The 20,720-nt window shown below is 58.8% G+C and carries 20 protein-coding genes; 6 read left to right on the top strand and 14 right to left on the bottom strand.

Features of this window, described 5'->3' with window-relative positions:
* Positions 1–13: 13 nt before the first annotated feature.
* Positions 14–1,141, bottom strand: coding sequence for a GTP cyclohydrolase II (ribA, locus tag GH722_09235; protein MRG71954.1), 1,128 nt, complete (start codon positions 1,139–1,141; stop codon positions 14–16).
* A gap of 132 nt (positions 1,142–1,273) precedes the next feature.
* Between ribA and GH722_09230 the strand changes: the two genes are divergently transcribed.
* Positions 1,274–1,978: a response regulator gene (locus GH722_09230; GenBank protein ID MRG71953.1), complete on the top strand. Its 705-nt coding sequence runs from the start codon at positions 1,274–1,276 to the stop codon at positions 1,976–1,978.
* Positions 1,979–2,203: 225 nt separating this feature from the next.
* On the opposite strand, the gene GH722_09225 is transcribed toward GH722_09230, so the two are convergent.
* From GH722_09225 to doeB, 7 genes are all read right to left on the bottom strand, one after another.
* Positions 2,204–3,496: an adenosylhomocysteinase gene (locus GH722_09225; protein ID MRG71952.1), complete on the bottom strand. Its 1,293-nt coding sequence runs from the start codon at positions 3,494–3,496 to the stop codon at positions 2,204–2,206.
* 169 nt (positions 3,497–3,665) lie between these two features.
* Positions 3,666–5,423, bottom strand: a complete 1,758-nt coding sequence (ptsP, locus tag GH722_09220; GenBank protein MRG71951.1) for a phosphoenolpyruvate--protein phosphotransferase — start codon at positions 5,421–5,423, stop codon at positions 3,666–3,668.
* Positions 5,424–5,461: 38 nt separating this feature from the next.
* On the bottom strand, positions 5,462–5,734 hold the full coding sequence (locus GH722_09215) for an HPr family phosphocarrier protein (protein MRG71950.1): 273 nt from the start codon (positions 5,732–5,734) through the stop codon (positions 5,462–5,464).
* The gene (locus GH722_09210) at positions 5,731–6,135 is read right to left on the bottom strand and encodes a PTS fructose transporter subunit IIA (GenBank protein ID MRG71949.1); all 405 of its coding nucleotides are present in this window, start codon (positions 6,133–6,135) and stop codon (positions 5,731–5,733) included. Before GH722_09210 ends, GH722_09215 begins: the two co-directional genes overlap by 4 nt.
* The gene (gene rapZ, locus GH722_09205) at positions 6,132–7,010 is read right to left on the bottom strand and encodes an RNase adapter RapZ (GenBank protein ID MRG71948.1); all 879 of its coding nucleotides are present in this window, start codon (positions 7,008–7,010) and stop codon (positions 6,132–6,134) included. Before rapZ ends, GH722_09210 begins: the two co-directional genes overlap by 4 nt.
* Positions 7,007–7,420 carry a serine/threonine protein kinase gene (locus GH722_09200; GenBank protein ID MRG71947.1) on the bottom strand — a complete coding sequence of 138 codons (414 nt, stop codon included), beginning with the start codon at positions 7,418–7,420 and terminating at the stop codon, positions 7,007–7,009. Before GH722_09200 ends, rapZ begins: the two co-directional genes overlap by 4 nt.
* A 14-nt stretch (positions 7,421–7,434) precedes the next feature.
* Positions 7,435–8,499, bottom strand: coding sequence for an N-alpha-acetyl diaminobutyric acid deacetylase DoeB (gene doeB / locus GH722_09195; protein ID MRG71946.1), 1,065 nt, complete (start codon positions 8,497–8,499; stop codon positions 7,435–7,437).
* A 526-nt stretch (positions 8,500–9,025) separates the two neighbouring features.
* On the opposite strand from doeB, the gene GH722_09190 reads away from it, so the two are divergent.
* Positions 9,026–9,892, top strand: coding sequence for a LysR family transcriptional regulator (locus GH722_09190; protein ID MRG71945.1), 867 nt, complete (start codon positions 9,026–9,028; stop codon positions 9,890–9,892).
* A 4-nt stretch (positions 9,893–9,896) separates the two neighbouring features.
* Here GH722_09190 and GH722_09185 read toward each other — a convergent pair whose 3' ends face one another.
* The 5 genes from GH722_09185 to GH722_09165 all read right to left on the bottom strand — a co-directional run bounded on the left by GH722_09185 (position 9,897) and on the right by GH722_09165 (position 16,503).
* Positions 9,897–11,150: an MFS transporter gene (locus GH722_09185; protein ID MRG71944.1), complete on the bottom strand. Its 1,254-nt coding sequence runs from the start codon at positions 11,148–11,150 to the stop codon at positions 9,897–9,899.
* A 53-nt stretch (positions 11,151–11,203) separates the two neighbouring features.
* Complete coding sequence (locus GH722_09180; protein MRG71943.1) at positions 11,204–12,322, bottom strand: lipopolysaccharide heptosyltransferase family protein; 1,119 nt, start codon at positions 12,320–12,322, stop codon at positions 11,204–11,206.
* Positions 12,323–12,435: 113 nt separating this feature from the next.
* Positions 12,436–13,617: a glycosyltransferase family 9 protein gene (locus tag GH722_09175; protein ID MRG71942.1), complete on the bottom strand. Its 1,182-nt coding sequence runs from the start codon at positions 13,615–13,617 to the stop codon at positions 12,436–12,438.
* A gap of 22 nt (positions 13,618–13,639) precedes the next feature.
* Positions 13,640–15,460: a translational GTPase TypA gene (typA, locus tag GH722_09170; GenBank protein ID MRG71941.1), complete on the bottom strand. Its 1,821-nt coding sequence runs from the start codon at positions 15,458–15,460 to the stop codon at positions 13,640–13,642.
* Positions 15,461–15,525: 65 nt separating this feature from the next.
* Entirely contained in the window at positions 15,526–16,503 is a 978-nt protein-coding gene (locus tag GH722_09165) for an adenosine kinase (protein ID MRG71940.1), read from the bottom strand.
* Positions 16,504–16,606: 103 nt separating this feature from the next.
* Here GH722_09165 and GH722_09160 point away from each other — a divergent pair, with 103 nt between their 5' ends.
* The 3 genes from GH722_09160 to GH722_09150 all read left to right on the top strand — a co-directional run bounded on the left by GH722_09160 (position 16,607) and on the right by GH722_09150 (position 18,384).
* A complete protein-coding gene (locus GH722_09160) occupies positions 16,607–17,314 on the top strand; it encodes a hypothetical protein (GenBank protein ID MRG71939.1) in 708 nt (235 codons plus the stop codon).
* Between the two features lie 123 nt (positions 17,315–17,437).
* Positions 17,438–17,962: a polymer-forming cytoskeletal protein gene (locus GH722_09155; protein ID MRG71938.1), complete on the top strand. Its 525-nt coding sequence runs from the start codon at positions 17,438–17,440 to the stop codon at positions 17,960–17,962.
* Positions 17,962–18,384, top strand: a complete 423-nt coding sequence (locus GH722_09150) for a hypothetical protein (protein ID MRG71937.1) — start codon at positions 17,962–17,964, stop codon at positions 18,382–18,384. The genes GH722_09155 and GH722_09150 overlap by 1 nt, the downstream gene beginning before the upstream one ends.
* 6 nt (positions 18,385–18,390) lie before the next feature.
* Here the strand turns inward: GH722_09150 and GH722_09145 are convergent, their stop codons facing one another.
* Positions 18,391–19,119, bottom strand: a complete 729-nt coding sequence (locus GH722_09145; protein ID MRG71936.1) for an N-formylglutamate amidohydrolase — start codon at positions 19,117–19,119, stop codon at positions 18,391–18,393.
* Positions 19,120–19,212: 93 nt separating this feature from the next.
* Here GH722_09145 and GH722_09140 point away from each other — a divergent pair, with 93 nt between their 5' ends.
* Positions 19,213–20,457 (top strand): NAD(P)-binding protein, encoded by a 1,245-nt coding sequence (locus GH722_09140; protein ID MRG71935.1) that lies wholly within the window; start codon positions 19,213–19,215, stop codon positions 20,455–20,457.
* The last annotated feature ends 263 nt before the right edge of the window (positions 20,458–20,720 follow it).

Genomic DNA, 20,720 nt, shown 5'->3' with positions numbered 1-20,720 from the left:
TCGCCGCGACCGGTCAGAACAAATGGCCGGACTTTCGTGTCTTGGTGTCGATATAGAAGGCGTTGTGGTCATTTGACGGGAAGATATGCGGTACCCGTTCAGCGACCGTGACGCCGGCCTCCTGCAGGGCTTCAACCTTAAGCGGATTGTTGGTCATCAGCCGTACCTGACGGACCCCGAGGGACCGCAACATTTCAGCCGCCGGACGGTAAATTCGTTCATCTGAGTCAAAACCCAGCATCTCGTTCGCCTCGACCGTATCCGCTCCCCGGTCCTGCAACTCGTAGGCCCTGAGCTTGTTGATCAGGCCGATCCCCCGGCCTTCCTGCGCAAGATACAGCAGAATGCCGGCCCCTTCCTTGGCAATGGCATCAATCGCCCCCCGTAGCTGGTCGCCGCAGTCACAGCGCAGACTACCGAGCAGGTCACCGGTGAAGCATTCGCTGTGCAATCTGATCAGTACCGGGTCATTAAGCTGCGGCTCTCCGATCACGATTGCGAGATGTTCCTTGCCCCCATCCGCCGGGCGAAAGGCAACAATACGCGTTTCCTCCGCATCGATGAGTGGCACCGCGGCATCACCGACCACCGTCAGTTCCCCACCCCCCGTGGCCTGAAACGCCCGGACATCGGCGGTCGAAACGCGCAGCAGGTCACGGTCACTGGCAACACCTTCCAGGCTGCCCGCCGGGCCGGGGGCCAGTAATGCCGCCGGCAACAGTCGCGCCGCACGGGCCAGGGCCACAGCGCCGTTCCAGTAGCTGTCCTCATCCCCGGGTGCCGCCCGTGCCGGAGCCTCAACCGCACCGGGCAAAGCCGCCGCCGGATCAGCCAGGGCCCGCACAGCCTGTGCCGGAAAGCCCCTTGGCAGCGACAGGGCAATCGATCCGGACGCCGCATCCGAGAGGCCAAGAATACCGGCGCGCCGGGCCGTCACCGCCAGCATCAGATCATGACCAACCACGTGCCGCAGACTGTCGAGGCTTTCTTCCGACGCATATTCCGCTGCCTGCACCAGGGCCGCGCTACCGTCAGCACCGGTCACCAGGACAATGGCACCCCGGCGCAGTTCGGCGATGGCACGGTTAACACGACTATAGGGGCTAGCAAGAGACCAGGCGGCATTCATGGAAGAACTCATTCGATCACGATATCGTTCAGATATGTGAGGTTCCGCCGTGATGCACAAGCGCCTTGTCGCAGGATGCGGCTTGCGGTGCTGTCTGTCCGGGGCTAGACAAATAGTAGTCGGTAAGCCGAATGGAGTTCCGGAATGAGTGTGCAAGGACAGATCACGGGCAAGCGGATACTGGTCGTCGATGATGATCCGGCGTTAACGGAATCTCTCGCCGAGCAACTGCGGCTGCATGAAGACTTTCTGGTTGAAGTCTGCGACACCGCCGCCGGTGCCATGGAAGTAGCGAAAGCCGACTATCACGATATCATCCTGCTGGATGTCGGCCTGCCGGATATGGATGGCCGGGATGTCTGCAAACTGATGCGCAAGGCCGGCGTCAAATCCCCGATCATCATGCTGACCGGGGCCGATACGGATGCCGACACCATTCTGGGACTGGATGCCGGTGCCAACGACTACATCACCAAGCCGTTTCGCATGGGTGTCCTGCTGGCCCGCCTGCGGGCACAGATCCGCCAGCATGAGCAAAGCGAAGATGCCGTTTTCCAGATTGGCCCCTACAGCTTCCAGCCGGCGCAGAAGCTGCTGCTGCTTGGCGACACCAACAAGAAGGTCCGCCTGACCGAAAAAGAAGCCGCCATCCTGAAATATCTGTTCCGGGCCGGCGACAAGGTCATCGGTCGTGATGTGCTGCTGAACGAAGTCTGGGGATATAATGCGGGGGTCACCACCCATACGCTGGAAACCCATGTCTATCGCCTGCGCCAGAAGATCGAGAGTGATCCGTCGAACGCAAAAATTCTGGTGACCGAACCCGGCGGCTACAAACTGGTTCCCTGAGACCGGGTTCCAGCCTCCCGCCTTTATTCACCGAACTCATCTTCATCCTTCGAGACGGGACTTCGTCCCTCCTCAGGATGAGGAATGTAGATTGAAGGGTGCCTCATCCTGAGGAGCGGCATAGCCGCGTCTCGAAGGATAAAGAAAACCACCTATTCTCCGGCCACAAAAAAACCGCCGCCCCGGACAATCCGGAGCGACGGCTTTCTGTGAACGGAGAACCGATCAGTAGCGGTAGGCGTCGGGCTTGAACGGGCCCTGCTGTTCCACACCGATATAGGCAGCCTGATCAGCATTCAGCTGGGTCAGCACGGCACCGAGTTTTTCGAGGTGCAGAGCCGCAACCTTTTCATCGAGATGCTTCGGCAGGACGTAAACCTTGCGTTCGTAATTCGCATGGTTCTGCCAGAGTTCGATCTGTGCCAGCACCTGATTGGTGAAGGAGGCGCTCATCACGAAGCTCGGATGGCCAGTGGCACAGCCGAGATTCACCAGGCGGCCTTCAGCCAGCACGATGATCCGCTTGCCATCCGGAAATTCGACTTCGTCGACCTGCGGCTTGATGTTGTCCCATTTGTGATTACGCAGCGCGCCGATCTGAATTTCAGAATCGAAGTGACCGATATTGCAGACAATTGCCCGGTCCTTCATGTCACGCATGTGATCGATGGTGATGACGTCGATATTGCCCGTCGCGGTGACGAAGATATCGGCACGCTTCGCAGCGTCTTCCATCGTGACAACTTCAAAACCTTCCATTGCCGCCTGCAGGGCGCAGATCGGGTCGGCTTCTGTCACCATCACGCGGCAACCACCGTTGCGGAGCGATTCGGCTGAACCCTTACCCACATCGCCAAAACCGGCGACACAGGCAACCTTGCCCGCCAGCATGACGTCGGTACCACGACGGATGGCATCAACCAGACTCTCGCGGCAGCCATACTTGTTATCGAATTTCGACTTGGTGACACTGTCGTTCACATTGATGGCAGGAACCGCAAGCGTGCCCTTCTTTTCCATCTCGACCAGGCGATGAACGCCGGTGGTGGTTTCTTCTGACAGACCCTTCACGTCTTTCAGAAGTTCCGGAAACTTTTCATGCATCATGATGGTCAGATCACCGCCATCATCGAGGATCATGTTCGGTGTCCAGCCATCCGGGCCCTGAATGGTCTGCTCGATGCACCATTCAGCTTCCTCTTCGGTCTCACCCTTCCAGGCGAAAACCGGGATATTCTTCGCGGCGATGGCAGCGGCTGCCTGATCCTGCGTCGAGAAGATGTTGCAGGACGACCAGCGCACGGTGGCGCCGAGGTCGATCAGGGTTTCGATCAGCACGGCTGTCTGAATCGTCATATGCAGACAACCGGCGATGCGGGCACCAGCCAGCGGCTTTGCTTTGCCGAATTCCTCACGCAGCGCCATCAGGCCCGGCATTTCGGTTTCGGCGATAGCGATTTCCTTACGGCCCCAGTCGGCCAGGGAAATATCTGCGATCTTGTAATCGGTAAAACTCATGAGGGGAACGCTCCATCATCAAAATAAAGTCAAAGCTGACGGGTTCATGCCGCCAGCCGTTCAGGTGTCCTGTGTCTCTTCGACAGGATATAAAGGAATGTTTATATGTTTATCAAGGAGAGATTTGTTCCGCCGACGACAGAAAGTTGAAGCGAAGCGGCGAAAAGAGCTAACAGGAGCCCTCGTTGAAATCATCCAGCAGCGACGCAATCCGCCCCTGATCGCTCTGTTCCATGATGGTCTGGGCATGCCGGGTGGCGGCGTGAAGATCGAGATTGAGGATACGCTGTTTCACCCGGGGAATGGATTGTGCAGACATCGACAGATCACGCAGGCCCAGCCCCAGCAGCAACGGTGTAAAGCGGATGTCCCCTGCCAGCTCTCCGCAGATTGAAACCGGTATCTTGCTGCGCAGGGCGGCTTCCGTGGTGAACTGAATCAGCCGCAACACAGCAGGATGACAGGGATCATAGAGATGCGCGACCTGCTCGTCCGTGCGGTCAATCGCCAGTGTATATTGCGTCAGGTCATTCGATCCGATGGCGAAGAAATCAACAAATCCGGCCAGCGAATCCGCCGCCAGCGCCGCACCCGGCACCTCAATCATGACCCCCAGCGGCGGCAGAGGGTCAGGCAGGGCAACCTTCCGGCGTTTCAGCCGGGTGACGACCTTCTTCATGATCTCATGCACCCGCCGGATTTCCCGCGCAGATGTCACCATCGGCAGCAAGATCCGAACCGGTCCATGCACAGACGCCCGTAAAATTGCCGCGAGCTGGGTTTCCAACAAGGCCGGGTTGGCCAGTTGCAGACGAATAGCGCGCATCCCGAGCGCCGGGTTCTGACCCGGCAGATAGGCATCACCCAATGCCGAGGACAGTTTTTCACCCCCCGCATCCAGCGTGCGGATGGTGACGGGGTGGCCTTTCATGGCCTTAACGATACCCGCCAGTTGTTCATATTGTTCATCTTCATCCGGCATGCCCGGTCGGTTCATGAACAGAAATTCACTGCGTAACAGGCCAATACCTTCCGCCCCCGCAGCCAGAACACCGGCCATTTCACCGGGCAACTCGACATTCGCCATGATGCCGATGCGATGGCCGTCCGATGTTCTCGGTTCAACATCACGCAGCCGTTCCAGTGTCCGGTTCTGGCGGATCAGGTCTTCGCGCAACTGGGTATAACGGCGAAGCGTGTCGGCGGTCGGGCGCAGAATAACCCGCCCGCGACGGCCGTCGATAATCACCGTCTCGCCATTGCGACCGGCGGTCAGCAACTCCGGCGCACCCAGCACGGCCGGCAGTCCCAGCGAACGGGCCAGAATGGCGGTATGACCTTCAGCCCCGCCAAGTACGGCGGCAAATCCCCGGATACGGGCTGGATTCAGCAGGGCGGTATCAGCCGGGGACATTTCCTCGGCAAGGATAACGGATCCGTCAGGGGCCGCTTCGATCCCGATGCCCGTATCCTTGGTCAGATTGCGGATCAGACGGCTGCCCACTTCCAGAATATCATCGCCACGGGCCGCCAGATAGGCATCCCCCATCGCCCGGAATTCAGCCGTTATCTCGCGGATTTCCGACTGCACCGCCCCTTCCGCATTACGCAGGTCACTGGTGATGCGATGCTCAACACCGCGGACCAGCCGCGATCCCTGCAGCATCCGGGCATAGACATCCAGCAACAGTCCGGCTTCCTCGGCAGCATCACCCGGCAACTGAGCGGCTTTCCGACGCAGCGTGCGCAATTGCCGCAAACCGGTTTCAACAGCGTCACGAAAACGTTGTAATTCCGCATCTGTCTCGGTTGGCTGGATCGCCCGGTCCGGTGCCTGCAGCATCTCGGCATGGCTGATCCAGACGGTACCAATGGCAATTCCGGGGGAAACCCCGACGCCGTCAATTCTGTGTTCTGCTAATTCCATAATCAGTGGCTGGTGAACCCTCCGGGCTCTTCGCCTGCCTATTCCTCGCCAAACGCGTTTTCAACAAGTTCACGGATTGCCGCCATCGCCGCTTCCGCCTCTGTGCCTTCTGCCCGGATTTCAATCTGACAGCCTTTTGCGGCCGCCAGCATCATCAGCCCCATGATCGAACGGCCAGATACCTGGTTATCGCCTTTCGAGACGACCAGTTCGGCTTCAAACTGCTCTGCCGTCTTGACGAACTTCGCTGCCGCGCGGGCATGCAAACCACGTTCATTGCAGATGGTCAGATGCTGCGGAGCGACCGTCATGCGTCACCGTTCAGAAGACGGGAAGCCACATTGATGTACTTGCGCCCGGCTTCCTGTGCACTGGTCACCGCATCCTCCAGTGACTGTTCCGTGCGTACACTTGCCAGCTTGATCAGCATCGGCAGATTGACGCCTGCAATCACCTCGACCTTCGCCCGGTCGATCACTGAAATCGCCAGATTGGACGGTGTACCGCCGAACATGTCGGTCAGGATGACAACCCCCTCACCACTGTCCGTCGCCTTGACCCGTTCGAGGATTTCAGCGCGGCGTTCTTCCATATCGTCATCCGGCCCGATACAGACCGGTGCCACCTGCTCCTGTGCGCCGACCACATGTTCCAGCGCAGAGATCATCTCTTCCGCCAGCCGGCCATGGGTAACCAGTACCATGCCGATCATTTGTTGCCTCCCTGTTGATTCAGCTCTCTGTGGCGTAATTCAGCCGTCACACCCCGTTCGGCAAACCAGCCGGCCAGCGCCTCCGCCAGAAAGACGGAACGATGCTGACCACCGGTACAGCCGACAGCCACCGTCAGATAGCTCTTACCCTCTTCCTCAAACCGGGGTGCCAGCAGTTCCAGCAGCCCGGTCAGTCGCGTCCAGAAATCATCAAAGCCGGGGTCCGTCCGGATAAAATCCTGAACGGCCCGGTCCTGCCCCGTACCGGGACGCAACACCGGATCATAGTGCGGATTACGCAGGAAACGCACGTCAAACACCAGATCAGCATCACGCGGCAGGCCATTACGGTATGAAAAAGACTGCAAAAACACCCGCATCGCAGGCTTTCCGGCCAGACTGAAGCGCTGCTGCATGGTTTTCCGGAAATCACTGACAATCATGGTCGAGGTATCAATTACCGTATCTGCCCGTTCGCGGACCGGGGCCAGGCGCTGGCGTTCCAGATCGATCCCGACACTGACCGGCCGGTCATCGGCCAGCGGATGGCGTCGCCGGGTCTCCGTGAACCGGCGCATCAATGCGTCCGTTTCACAATCCAGATACAGCAGATGCGGCGCTTCACCAGCCAGTTGTCCCAGTTCATCCAGCATGCCGGCAAAGGCATCGGCAGCAAATTCGCGGGTCCGGATATCGACGCCGACAGCAACCTGCTGATCTGCGGCCGCCCCGCCAATCAGAGCCGGTAACAGTGACAGCGGGAGATTATCGACCGCTTCATACCCCAGGTCCTCCAGCACTTTCAGAGCCGAGCTTTTCCCGGCACCGGACATGCCGGTGACAATGACAATGCGGCGGGATTTCTGATCCGTCATCTCAACAACCTCGATACTGCAATGCGCAGTTTTGCCGCCGCTGACGCCTCAAACGGGTTCATCGGCAACAGCGGAAACTCCAGCCCCAGATAGGTCACATGACCAATCTCCGGAAGACGTTCAATTTCGTCGGGGCCGACAAGGTCAACCACAAGTCCCAGTGATGCTGTCCGGTGCTCCATACTGATAATACCCAGACCACGGACTTCAAGCTTGCCGGCAATGGTTCCGGGCGGTGCACAGAGAACGCGTTCACCACGCCGTTCCAGAATGGTCTGGTCATCCGAGACAAGGGTTGCCCCACCATCAATCAGGCGCAAAGCCAGATCAGACTTCCCGCTGCCCGGTTTGCCGCGGAGCAAAATCCCGCGGTCACCAAGTGCAATACAGGTTGCATGTTCTGTCGTCACCGCAGGATCGGTCATCACAGGGTGATATCTTCATCCGGATGGGATGCACGGTCGATGGCAATACCTGCCAGAAAATCACCATGCGCGACGAGCCCCTTATGATTCCGCCCGATCACCGTGCCATCCCGTGCCGCGCGGTATTCCGCCGGGGCTTCCTGTGGCGCTTCAATCCGGTAAATCCGGCAGACCACATCACCTTCCATCACCGCATCCCCAAGATCGGCAACCGGTTCAAACAGCCCCGCATGGTCAGAGATCAGGAAACTGCGTTCGTCCGGCATTTCCATTTCGACTGTCGGTGTAGCCTCCAGCGGCTCATCCAGAATCTCGAAATGGCGCAACAGGTTACGAATGCCGCGTTCGGCAATCGACACGGTTTCAGTCGTCACCGTGCCACCGCCGCCCAACTCCGTATACATGAAGATCTTGCCCAGCCCTTCAACCACGCCATCCATCATGCCAGCCGAATCGACCTCAATGGATTCCAGTGCCACAGGCGCACCAAAAGCCGCCATCGCCGCACGGGACCGAAGCATCAGCGCCGGATCATCAAGATAGTGAATGCCAATGAACGGCATGAACTTCAGGGTTTTTCCGCCGGAATGGATATCGCAGACACAGTCAGCCAGCGGCAACAGGTTGCGGGTGACATAATCCGCGATCATTTCAGTGATTGTGCCATCCCGCCGCCCCGGGAAAACCCGGTTCATATTCGCACCATCTATCGGTGAACAGCGGCTGGCAGCAAGAAAGGCCGGATAATTGAGAAAGGGCAGGATGATGACCCGCCCCTGTATGGTCGCCGGGTCCAGTTCACGCGCCAGTTTGACCAGAGACACCGGCCCTTCATACTCATCACCGTGATTGGCCCCGGTGAACAGCAGGGTCGGCCCTTCGCCGTTGGCGATACAGGTCACCGGCATCCGGATCGCACCCCAGGCAGACTCATTGCTTGAATGCGGAATATTGAGATAACCGTGCTGCCGTCCCGGCAGACCGAAATCAATAGTGGCGGTGATTTTAGATGGCAGATCAGACAAGGTTCGGTCCCTGAAAATCGCAGTCGGGGACCGTACCATTACCAACCCGCTAATCAATGATGATCAGCAAGGCTCACGCCGGTTAGATATGCTGTCTGGCAGAAAAATAACCCGCGCCATGCCCTGTCAGGGGGGAGACGACATGGCGCGGGGTCGAGTGACCGGCTTGATCAGCCAACCAGCCCTGGGAAAACGATGCCGTTGATCAGAAGAGCTGCGCTGGTAAAGCTGACAGCGAAATAAAACACATCCATCAGAGTAATCCTTTTGACGGAACACCCGCCGCAACATGCGCCGGGTCAGATGTAATTATCCCCGGCGGCGCGCGCCCTGAAGGGGGGAGAGGCAGCGCGCCGCATCGGGGTGGTCAGCTGCGTCAGCCGATCATCCCGGGGAAAAAGGCCCCGTTGATCAGAAGAGCTGCAGCCGTAAAGCTGATCGCAAAGAGGAACGTATCCATGGGAGTGCTCCTTTCGTTTGGGTTTCGATGAGCGGGACTGTGATCCCGTTGATAAATTAAATCAAACGAGATATTCTTAGAGTCAGAACAAGGATTTTTTAATCTATGAATCTGAACCAGTTGCGTACCTTCGTCGCCGTTGCAGAGGCAGACAGTTTTGCCGATGCCGCCCAGCGTGTTTTCCTGACCCCCGCCGCAGTCAGCCTGCAAATGCGCAGTCTGGAAGAAGAGATCGGCGCCTCCCTGTTCGACCGCAGCCGGCGACCGCCGCAGCTCAGCGCCCATGGCCGCCACCTCATCCCCTTCGCCCGCGATGCGCTGGCCACGGTTCAGGTTTTCAAGGATCAGGCGCGGTCTGCCAACGAGCTTGCCGGGACACTGGCGCTGGGCTGCATCAGCGGCATCACCTCGAATGTGCTGCCACGGGTGTTGCGTAACCTGCGGCGCACCCACCCCGCTGTCCGGGTCCGGATTGAGGAATCAGATTCCGGCACGCTTTCCCAGCGTGTCGCCCGTCGCGAACTGGATGCAGCCATCGTCACCGATCCGGCGATCCGTAATCCGGACCTTGAATATGTTGCCGTCATCTCGGAACCAATGATGGTGATCGCCGCCGCCCGCCATAAAGGTAAGGGGGACCTCGAACTGCTGGAGAAGCTGCCCTTCCTCAGCCTCAACCGGGCATCCGGTGTCGGCCAGCTGACCGATGCTGAACTGAAGCGCCGGGGAATTGTCACCCGCGATGCAATGGAACTGGATTCCACGGTCTCGGTCATCCAGATGGCGGCCGCCGGACTGGGTGCCGGGATTGTACCGCGCCAGAGCCGCCTGAAGGACAGTGCCAGCAAGCTGTGGAGCACCCCCTTCGGATCTCCACCGCTGATGCGCAAGGTTGTCTTTGTCGAGCGACCGCAAAGCCAGCGATCCGAACTGGCCCGTGCAATCTATGACGAACTGATGGAAATCCTCTGACCGGTCAGACGGTCGGGGCTGGCGATGATTGCGGATCAGGATCCGGGCGAAAGCGCCGGGTCATCCAGACCAGCAAGATCAGCCCCGGCAGGGCAATCGCTGTCGTGAACAGAAAGAACCCGATCCACCCGGCTGTTTCCGCCAGCCAGCCAGACGAAGCCGACAGCAGATCACGCGCCGCCGCCATGAAAGAGGTCAGCAGCGCATATTGCGTTGCCGTATAGGCCAGGTTGCACAGGCTCGACATATAGGCAACGAACGCCGTGATCGACATCGCACCGGCAATATTCTCGCTGGCGATGGTGACAATCAGCATCGGCACGCTGTGGCCAACATAAGCCTGTGCCACAAAAACCAGATTCGACAGGGCTGCAAGACAGCCGCAAACCAGCAGGGCACGGATAATGCCGAGGCGATAAACCACAGCGCCCCCAATCAGGGCACCAATAATTGTTGCCCCAAGACCAAATCCCTTGCTGATCGACGCCACTTCAAGATCGGTGAATCCCATATCCACATAAAACGGATTGGCCATCGCCCCGAGATAGGCATCCCCCAGCTTGTACAGCATGATGAAGACTAAAATCGCCAGCCATCCCGGACGCTTCATGAAATCGGCGAAGGGAGCGATAACGGCAGTCTGGAAAAACTGTCTGACGCGGCCACGACTGGCAGATCCGACAATCTCCGGCTCGTCCGGTTGTGGCGGTTCCGGCGTCACCAGCACGGCAATCATTCCGACGATGATACAGGCCGCCATCACCACATAGACAACACTCCAGTCCAGCGCCGCATGCAAACCGATGGCCCCGCCCCCGGCAATCAGCAGGCCGATGCGATATCCCTGAACCGCCATGGCGGCCCCGGCGCCCTGTTCTTCATCCGACAGCAGGTCGACACGATAGGCATCAATCACGATATCCTGGCTGGCCGAACAGAAAGCGACAATCAGGGCGAAAAAGGCGGTCAGCGTTGGTGTGACCGTCGGATCCGTGGACCCCAGCGCCACAATTGCCGCCATCAGGCAGACCTGTGTCAGCAATGCCCAGCCCCGTCGCCGGCCAAACCGGGTCGTCAGCCCGGGGATCGGCAGACGGTCAATCAGCGGTGCCCAGAGAAACTTGAGAGAATAGGGGCTGCGCGCAATGGCAAACAGACCGATGGTGGTCAGTGAAACACCGACATCCCGCATCCAGTAGCTCAGGGTCGAAAAAACCAGCAGCAGCGGCAGACCGCTGGAAAAGCCGAAGAAGAACATCGTCAGCACGCGACGCTGCAGATAAACCTGTATGCCACCCGGCAGGCGGGCGGTCACTGGCTGCTCTCCAGCAGGCGGTCCACAGCATCATGGACAGCAGATACCGGCAGTTGCGCGAGACAGGGATACATGCCGTCGATCGCCTCGAACCGGCAATCCCCCAAACAACCCTCGCAGGGCATGGACTGATACTGAACGGTGAGATTGTCCGGCAGCAGTTCCGGCGCATAAGGCACAATCTCGCCAACATAAGCTGCCGAGGCGATACATAAGGTTCGCCCGCCCACCGCCGCCGCCAGATGCATGACCGCCGTATCGGCAGAGATGACCAGCGCCGCCCCACGCAGCATCGGCACCAGTTGCTCAAAGGTCGAGGTATCAAAACTGACATTCGGGCGGGCAATCAGATCGGCATAATCCGGATTTGCCTCCAGTTCCCCCGGCGCACCGAGAAACCTGACCTCGGTACCCACCGGCAACCGGTCCAGCAATGCGGCATATCGTGTGGCTGGCCATTGCTTCTCTTTGACCGCCGAGAAGGCCTGAATCAGGACCGTTGGCCGGTCGAAATGCGCTGCTTCGGGCAGACGGACCGACGGCAAGGGCAATGCCGGTGGTGGAGAAACCTCTCCCGTCAGCCAGTCCGCAAAAGCCGCCCAGCGCAGCATCTTGTCCTGCAGAACAGGGCCGGAGTCCCAGACCTGACTGAAGCGCTGTTCATGGCCTGCCAGTGCAGACGCATATTTCTCCCAGGGCTTGGCTTTCATCGCCACAGTCCGCGGCGCGGCACAGGCCAGCATCATCCGTTCATCGATCTCGGGATGGCGCAGGAAGTCAGTTGAAACAACCAGCCTGAAATGACGCCGGTAGAGCATCATCGACTGTTCACTGCGATAGGACATGTTCTTGCGGAAACGTGGAAAGTCGATGGTGATGACCTCCCAGTCCTCCGGCAGCAGAAAGGCGGTTCTGGCACCGTCGCGGCGCAACAGGATGGTGATCTTTTCTCCCGGCTCCGCCAGCGCGGCAAATCGCTCTGCCAGATGCGAGAACAGAATTGTGTCACCCAGCCCGCCGGCAGAAACCAGCAACACACCGGAGGCCTCACCCGTCCGCGACGGTCGCGTTGCATCGGCAAACCGGTCGGCCATTGCCGCCAGATAGGAACTCATACCGCACTCCGGATTGCGGGGCCGGAAGATCGCCGACCTTCAGACCAACGGAACTGTCGCAGGGAATATCTCATGCATCGGCTGTAGCACCGCCAGCGCGCAGGCTGCAACGCTTATTCCGCAGCCTGACTTGCCGGCAACTCCAGCATATCGCTGACCTTCTGCCACACAGCCTCTGTCGGCACGCTTGCCACACAGGGAAACACATCAAACTTGGTCGCTCTTTTGTGGCAGCGCCAGTAGCAGTGATAACAGTCCATCTCGACATTGATGAAATGCGCATTCGGAGGGCGAATCGTCTCCGGATAGGGAACAAAACTGCCATAATGGCCGCCACCAACAATAACCAGTGTTGGCGTGCCCACCGCAATACCAAGATGCGCCGGACCAGTATCATTACTGACCATCCCCGCCGCATAACGCAACAGGTCCAGCAACTCCGGCAGGCTTGTACGGCCAATCAGATCGATCACACCCGGCCGGTTCAGCCGGTAGCGAAGCTGTTCGTGAACATCGGATTCTCCCGCTGCACCGACGAAGGCAACCCGAAATCCGTGATCCAGCAACTGCTCGGCAATATCCAGATAGCTCGCGAACGGCCAGCGCCGGCCATACTCGTTCGATCCGAAATTCAGCACCACATAAGGACGGCCTTCGTCTATCGGTGGCGGCTGGTCACGCCAGGCAATCGACGGCGTCAGCGGTGTAATCGATTGCCCGGCAATCGCCGAGATGAAACGGAAATGCCGGATCGTTTCATGTACCGGATAGGCGCCGGTATCAATCACACGGGTAAACCGGGCGAGGTAATAATCGAACTCCGCCTCGGTGGCGGCGCTGATATAGGGCCGGGAGACGATGGTCTCCGCCGCACCTGACAACCAGACCAGGCTGTCTGCCGCAATCGCCTTGCGGAAGAACATGTCACAGACGGTTGTCTTCGGGTTCTGCCAGCGAATCAGCAGGGCAATTCTGAGCCTGTACCAGGCACGCCGTTCAAAGGCGTGCTCATCAATGGCAATCACCCGATAACCGGCAAAGGCAATATCAGTCAGCCCTGCCCAGGACTTGCAGCCAACGATGGTGATGTCGCTGCGTGGAATACCGAACGCCTCGGCATAGCTGTCCAGCGTCGGCCGGAACAGCACCATATCCCCGATGCCATCCAGACGGACAATCATCAGGCCACGCTTCGGCTTCAGTACCGGCAGAAAGCGGGCGATCCAGTCACCCGGCCGAAACAGCCACCAGCGCCGTCGCATACCCCGGCGGGGCAGCGAACGGAAGCTGCGCAGCGTCTTCGGCATCAATCAGGCGTCAGCTTGCTTCGCGCTGCCGCGAGGCTTTCTTGCGCTCATGCGGGTCCAGCAGGCTTTTGCGGAGGCGAATCGACTCCGGCGTCACTTCCACCAGCTCGTCTTCATCGATATAGGCCAGTGCCTGTTCCAGCGTCATCCGGCGCGGCGGCGTCAGCTTGATCGCATCATCCTTGCCCGAGGCCCGGATATTGGTCAGCTGCTTGGCTTTCAGCGGGTTGACTTCAAGATCACCGGTTTTCGAATTCTCACCGATGATCATGCCTTCATAAAGGGCGGCACCCGGATCAACGAACATGACCCCGCGCTCTTCAAGATTCCAGAGCGCATATGCCACCGCATTTCCGGAACCGGTGGAGATCAGCACACCATTCCGGCGTCCCTGAATCGGTCCTTTGTAAGGAGCATAGGAATGGAACAGCCGGTTCATGATGCCGGTGCCCCGTGTATCGGTCAGGAATTCACCGTGATACCCGATCAGGCCACGTGCCGGCGCATGGAAAGTCACCCGCGTCTTGCCGCCACCTGACGGGCGCATATCGGTCATTTCTGCCCGGCGCAGGCCCATCTTTTCAACCACGACACCGGAATATTCGTCATCCACATCGACCACGACTTCTTCAATCGGTTCCATGCGCTGACCGCTGTCAGGATCGTTCTTGAACAGCACGCGCGGACGGCTGATAGACAGCTCAAATCCTTCACGGCGCATATTCTCGATCAGAACACCAAGCTGAAGCTCACCACGTCCGGCAACTTCAAAGGCGTCCTTTTCAGCGGATTCGGTAACCCGGATGGCGACATTGATTTCAGCCTCACGCATCAGCCGGTCACGGATCATGCGAGAGGTAACCTTGTCACCCTCACGCCCGGCAATCGGTGAATCGTTAACGGCAAAGGTCATCGCCAGCGTCGGCGGATCAATCGGCTGGGCCGGCAGGGCCGCCGTCAGTTCGACATCACCGATCGTATTGGCAACCGTAGCCGTCTGCAGACCCGCGACAGCGATGATGTCACCGGCAACAGCTTCCTCAACCGGCACACGTTCCAGACCCCGGAAGGCCAGAATCTTCGACAGGCGACCCTGCTCGATGACCTTGCCCGTTGAATCAAGGCCACGGATGGACATGTTCCGCTTCGCCACGCCCGTGGCAATCCGGCCAGTCAGGATACGGCCGAGATAGGGATCGGATTCCAGTGTCGTCACCAGCATCGAGAACGGCGCATCCGCATCACCGGCCGCCGGTGGTACATGCCGGACGATGGTGTTGAACAGGGCGGCCAGACTGTCGGTCTGTTCCGTCGTCTCAGATGCCCAGCCCTGTTTCGCCGAAGCGTAGAGGATCGGGAAGTCGAGCTGTTCGTCAGTGGCGCCCAGGGCGGCGAAAAGATCGAAGACTTCTTCATGCACTTCGTCAGGCCGGCCATCCGGCTTGTCGACCTTGTTGACCACCACAATCGGCTTCAGGCCAAGCGCCAGAGCCTTCATGGTGACAAACTTGGTCTGCGGCATGGCCCCTTCAGAGGCATCGACCAGCAGGGCAACACCGTCGACCATGCTGAGAATACGTTCCACCTCGCCACCGAAATCGGCATGGCCCGGTGTGTCGACGATATTGATGCGGGTACCTTCCCAGTCGACCGAGGTACATTTCGCAAGGATGGTGATCCCGCGTTCCCGTTCCAGGTCATTGGAGTCCATGGCGCGCTCGGCGACCTGCTGGTTCTGCCGGAACGTACCGGACTGTTTCAGCAGCTGGTCGACCAGAGTGGTCTTGCCATGATCGACGTGCGCGATAATCGCAATATTGCGGAAGCTCATAATGAATCCGTTTCAAATGCCCTGCTTCGGGCGGTAATGGGCGTCCCTTACAGACGGCCCCTGTGTCAGATCAGTGTCTTCAACGCCCGGGAAGGACGCGCGCCATAGTGACTGATGATCTCGGCGGCGGCTTTCGCACCTATATGATGCGCTTCGCTCAGGCTTCTGCCGTTCGTGTAACCGAACAGGAATCCTGCGGCATATAGATCACCTGCACCCGTTGTGTCGATGACTTTCTCAACAGGAGCCGCATCAAGCACATGTATTTCATCTCCCGCGACGATAACCGCACCCTTTTCGCTGCGTGTCAGGGCGACCGTTTCACAGGCTCCGCGGAGATGCTGAAAGGCATCATCAAAGTTCTCAACCTGATACAATGACTTAATTTCGTCTTCATTGCCGAACAGGATATCCACATGACTGGTAATGAAGTCACGGAACTCATCGCGATAGCGGTCAACACAGAAGGAGTCCGACAGGGTCATCGAAACCTTGCGGCCCGCTGCATGGGCAATTTCCGACGCCCGCCGGAAGGCTTCTTTCGCCTTTGGCGGATCAAACAGATAGCCTTCCATATAGGTCACCTGCGATGCCGCGATGATCTCCGGATCAATATCTTCCGGGCTCAGTTCAACACAGGCCCCGAGATAGGTGTTCATCGACCGCTGGGCGTCTTCCGTCACGATAATCAGGCAACGCGCCGTCGATGGCCCGGTTGTCGCCATGGGCGTCCCGAAATGCACACCCGTCGCCCGCAGGTCATGCGCAAAGATGCCCCCGAGCTGATCGTCCCGCACCTTGCCGATATAAGCCGCCTTGCCGCCAAGCGATGCAATGCCAGCCGCTGTGTTGCCTGCCGAACCACCAGATTGCTCGACACCGGCCGGCATACGCTCGTAGAGGGCGTTCGACCGGTTTTCGTCAACCAGGTTCATCGCACCTTTGATAATTTCGTTGTCCGCCAGAAAGCTGTCATCAGCGCTGGCGATCACATCAACAATGGCGTTGCCAATGCAGGTCACATCAAATCGGGTATCAGTCATATGCCGTTTTTTCCTTGCCGGTCCGGAAGCGGGCGCAGTATAGGCATGCGCGCGTGATAGAAAAGCCGCGATCCCCCTTATCATTTAACCGTTCGAGAGATCGATGTTCGACGCCTTTTCCAAAGCCCTGAAACAATTGCCTGATCCGGCGTTCCGCCGCGTCCTTCTGCTGGGCATTCTAGGTGGCCTTGTCGTGCTGCTGATCCTTGGCGGACTGGTCTGGTGGGGTGCACGGGAAGCCATGCTCGCCTGGACGCAGCCGGAATGGGGCTTTGACTGGCTGAATGAATTTATCGGCAGCGCGGTCGACTGGCTGCTGGGAATCGTAGCTGGCCTCGGCGGTGTCGCCATTGCCTGGTTCCTGTTTCCGCTGGTGGTGACCTCGGTTGTTGGCCTGCTGCTGGAAGATGTCGCCCGCGCCGTTGAACGAAAGCACTATCCGGAACTCGGTGAAACCCGGCAGGTGCCCGTCCTGACCAGCATCATCAACTCGCTGAAATTCATTACCACCGCGGTACTGCTGAACATTCTGGCACTGCCGCTCTATCTGCTGCCGGGTGCAAATATCCTGATCTATTATGGCCTGAACGGTGTGCTGCTGGGACGGGAATTTTATCAGATGCTGTCCGAGCGTCGCCTGAACGAAGCCGATGCCCGGATACTGAAGCGCCGCAATTCCGCCAAGATTTTCGGTTTTGGTGTGCTCGTCGCCTTTGTCATGACAATTCCGGTTGCCAATCTGGCAGCCCCGCTTGTCGCGACGGCAGCGATGCTGCATCTGCTTGAGCGTCTTCGCCGCACCGCAGCATAGAGCGATTCTAATTTGGTATCAATGTGATCGGGAAAAAACCGAAAGCAAATTGGCAGGAAAGCTTTTCAACATTGCGAAATAAAGTTAAACAGACGCACTATCGATTCGCACGGGGTTTGCGATATGGCAGATGACACTTCCGACAAACAAGAAAACGATCTGGACGCGCCGCCGTTGAAGCCGTTCTCAAAAAAGGGCACACACAGCCCGGCGAAATCGCCTTCTGCGGGCTATCGCCCCGAACCTGCGCGCCGTGTGGTTGACCTGCCCGGCTATTCCCGCAGACCTGTTGCCGGCGGCACAGGCGAGGAAGCCAAGAAGCTTTTCGTTGGCAAGGAAATCAACCTTTCCGGTGAGATCCGGGAATGTGAAACCCTTGTTGTCGAAGGTACTGTGGAAGCAGCCCTGTCTGACGCCCGCAGCATTGAAATTCTGGAAAGCGGCCTGTTCAAGGGTGCAGCAGAAGTTGATGATGCGGAAATCAGCGGCCGGTTTGACGGTGAACTGACTGTCCGAAACCGTCTGCTTGTTCGCGTCGGCGGACAGGTGCTCGGGACAATTCATTACGGCGAGATCGTTATTGAAGCTGGTGGCGAAGTCAGCGGCCAGATCAAGAAGATCGCCTCCCCTTCGGAGCATGACGACTGATGGTCAACCGGGTGATCGGCCTTTCACTGGCCTTTGCCTGCACCGGGCTGTTACTGACAGGATGCACCACGACACAGGAACCGGAGGCCGTCGCACAGGTGGCTGCATCGGTCGACGTGGTGGAAAAACATGTACAGGAAGCACCGCGTTATCGTCTGCCCTTCGCAGACAATCCGCAGCAACTCTATGGTCTCAGCGATAATCAGGTAACCCGGATTTTTGGCGAACCGGGTTTTCGGCGCCGTGACAAGCCGGCCGAGATGTGGCGCTACACCACAGACGGCTGCATTCTCGATGTCTTCCTCTATCCGGATGGCACCGATTATCGCGTCGCCCACGCGGAAGTGCGTGATCCTGCTGTCGCCCGGCAACTCAAATCAGACCATTGCCTAACCTCAATCGTGGACCGGCGAAACGGCTGACACCGGTCACAGGACCCGGGATATGATATCCGCCAGCCGGTTCCCCCAGTCCTGTTGCCCCTGTGGTGTCGCGATCCGGTCGTTGCGGATTTCGATCATCACATGCGCCAGCCCGCGCGACACCGCATGTCGCTGCAGGGTGTAGTAAACATCATCTGCCGGGCTGTAGGGTTCGTTTTCACCGACAACCAGCCCCGGCATGGCCGACAATGCGTCGAGCAATGGCCCGGCCAAAGCCGTATCCCCGTTATGCAGAATACCGATATCCCAGGGCCGGGTCTTACCGCTGTGAACCGGTGTGTAACTGTGCAGGGCAATCACCGCGGTCGTCAGCGCCGCGCGCCGGTCCAGCAAATCCCCGATCCCCTGATGGTAGGGGATATGATGATCTTCAAAACGCTGCCGCCGGTCCCTGTCTGATAACTGCTGATTCCCCGGCACAACCACACCATCACTGACAGAAACGATTGAGCCTGCCGCACCTTCCGGCCGGTTCATATCAATCACAAGACGGGAAAGACCAGCCGCTGCAACCGGTGCATCCAGCCGCTCGGACATGCGCTCGGCAACCTCGATCGCGCCCGGATCCCAGGCGATATGTTCGCTCAGCCGGGCTGCATCCAGCCCCAGATCAGCATAGCGGTCGGGTATGAAGTTGGTTGCATGGTCACAAATGATCACGGCCTTCCCGCCGGATGCAGGGCGGGTCAAAGCTATCGTTTCAGGGGCCGTCATAAATAACACTCTTCAATGGTTGCAGGCTGTCCGCTATCGGCCAAACTGTAGCCTGACAAACGACCGGAAAGAGTCAACGGGAAGGACAAGCCTATGAAGGCAATCATTGTCGGCGCCGGAATCGGCGGGCTGACAGCCGCGCTGCAACTGCATCGCCGGGGTATCGAGGTCGCTGTTTATGAACAGGTCAGCGAGATCAAACCGCTCGGTGTCGGTATCAATCTGCTGCCGCATGGCGCCGGCGAACTGATCGGTCTTGGGCTTGGTGACGCGCTCGCGGCCACCGGGATCGAGACGCGCGAAATCCAGTACCGCACAAGATTCGGCCAGCTGATCTATGCCGACCCCTGCGGCCTCGCCTCCGGCGCGCCGTTTCCGCAATATTCCATCCACCGGGGACATCTCCAGTTCCTGCTGCTGGAAGCACTCCGCCGCGAGGCGGGGGATGTGGTTCGGTCAGATCACCGGCTGGAAACATTTGACCAGACGGCAACCGGTGTCACCGCACAGTTTATCTCCGGCACTGACCCCGCACAGACCACCACCGCAACAGGCGATATTCTGATTGGTGCTGATGGCATCCATTCTGCGGTTCGCGCGGCCCTGCACCCGAATCAGCCACCGGTCAGCTATGAAGGGGTGATGATGTGGCGCGGTGCGCATGAACAATCACCCTTCCTTGATGGCCGGACGATGGTGATTGCCGGAAACCACGACGTGAAGCTGGTAACCTATCCGATCTCCTCCGAGGCCGCGAAGCGGGGCAAATCACTGGTGAACTGGGTCGCTGAAGTCCGCTTCGACACCCCCCGTCCGCTTAACCCCGGCGACTGGCGCCGCGAAGGCAGCCGGGAATTTATCAGTCGCTTTCATGAATTCGGGCTCGATTTCCTTGATCTGCCTGCCTTGTTTGCCGCAACCGAAACCGTGTTTGAATATCCGATGATCGACCGGGAACCGCTCGACCGCTGGACCTTTGACCGGGTTACCCTGCTCGGCGATGCCGCTCATCCGATGTATCCCATCGGCGCAAACGGTGCGTCACAGGCAATTCTGGATGGCGGCGTGCTGGGCAATTGCCTGACCGAACACGGACCTCTGGATGGTCTGACCGCCTATGAAGCGGCCCGTCGGGAGAAAACCAATGCCGTCGTATTGCGCAACCGGAAGTCCGGCCCCGAAGCGGTTCTGGACCTGGCCGACGCAAGAGTCAAAACCCCGGCAGACCGGATTGAAGACCTGATTTCACAGACAGAACTGGAACAGCTGACCACCGATTACAGGCGGCTTGCGGGCTATGATGCAGAGAGTCTGAAACGCCGGGCTACCGAACAATAACTGCTGAAAGACTTGACCCGCGCGCGCCCTGCTGCCATTTTCAGCTTATGTTAGACAGAAATATCACAGATCTGGTGCTACGACTTACAACCCCGGCCGCCTGAGCGAGCCGGGCTGACGCCGTTCTGTTTCTGATTTTCTGACGACATATTTCCATGACCATGACATCCAAGATTATCCCCGCCTCTGGTTCCCTCCGTGCTGACGCCATAGCACTTCTGCGACTTATCGGCGGCCGCCGGAGCTGATTCGCGGCTCATCCG

The organism is Alphaproteobacteria bacterium HT1-32, from assembly GCA_009649675.1.
GTDB lineage: Bacteria > Pseudomonadota > Alphaproteobacteria > Rhodospirillales > HT1-32 > HT1-32.
This window is presented reverse-complemented; position numbering and strand designations above follow the sequence as displayed.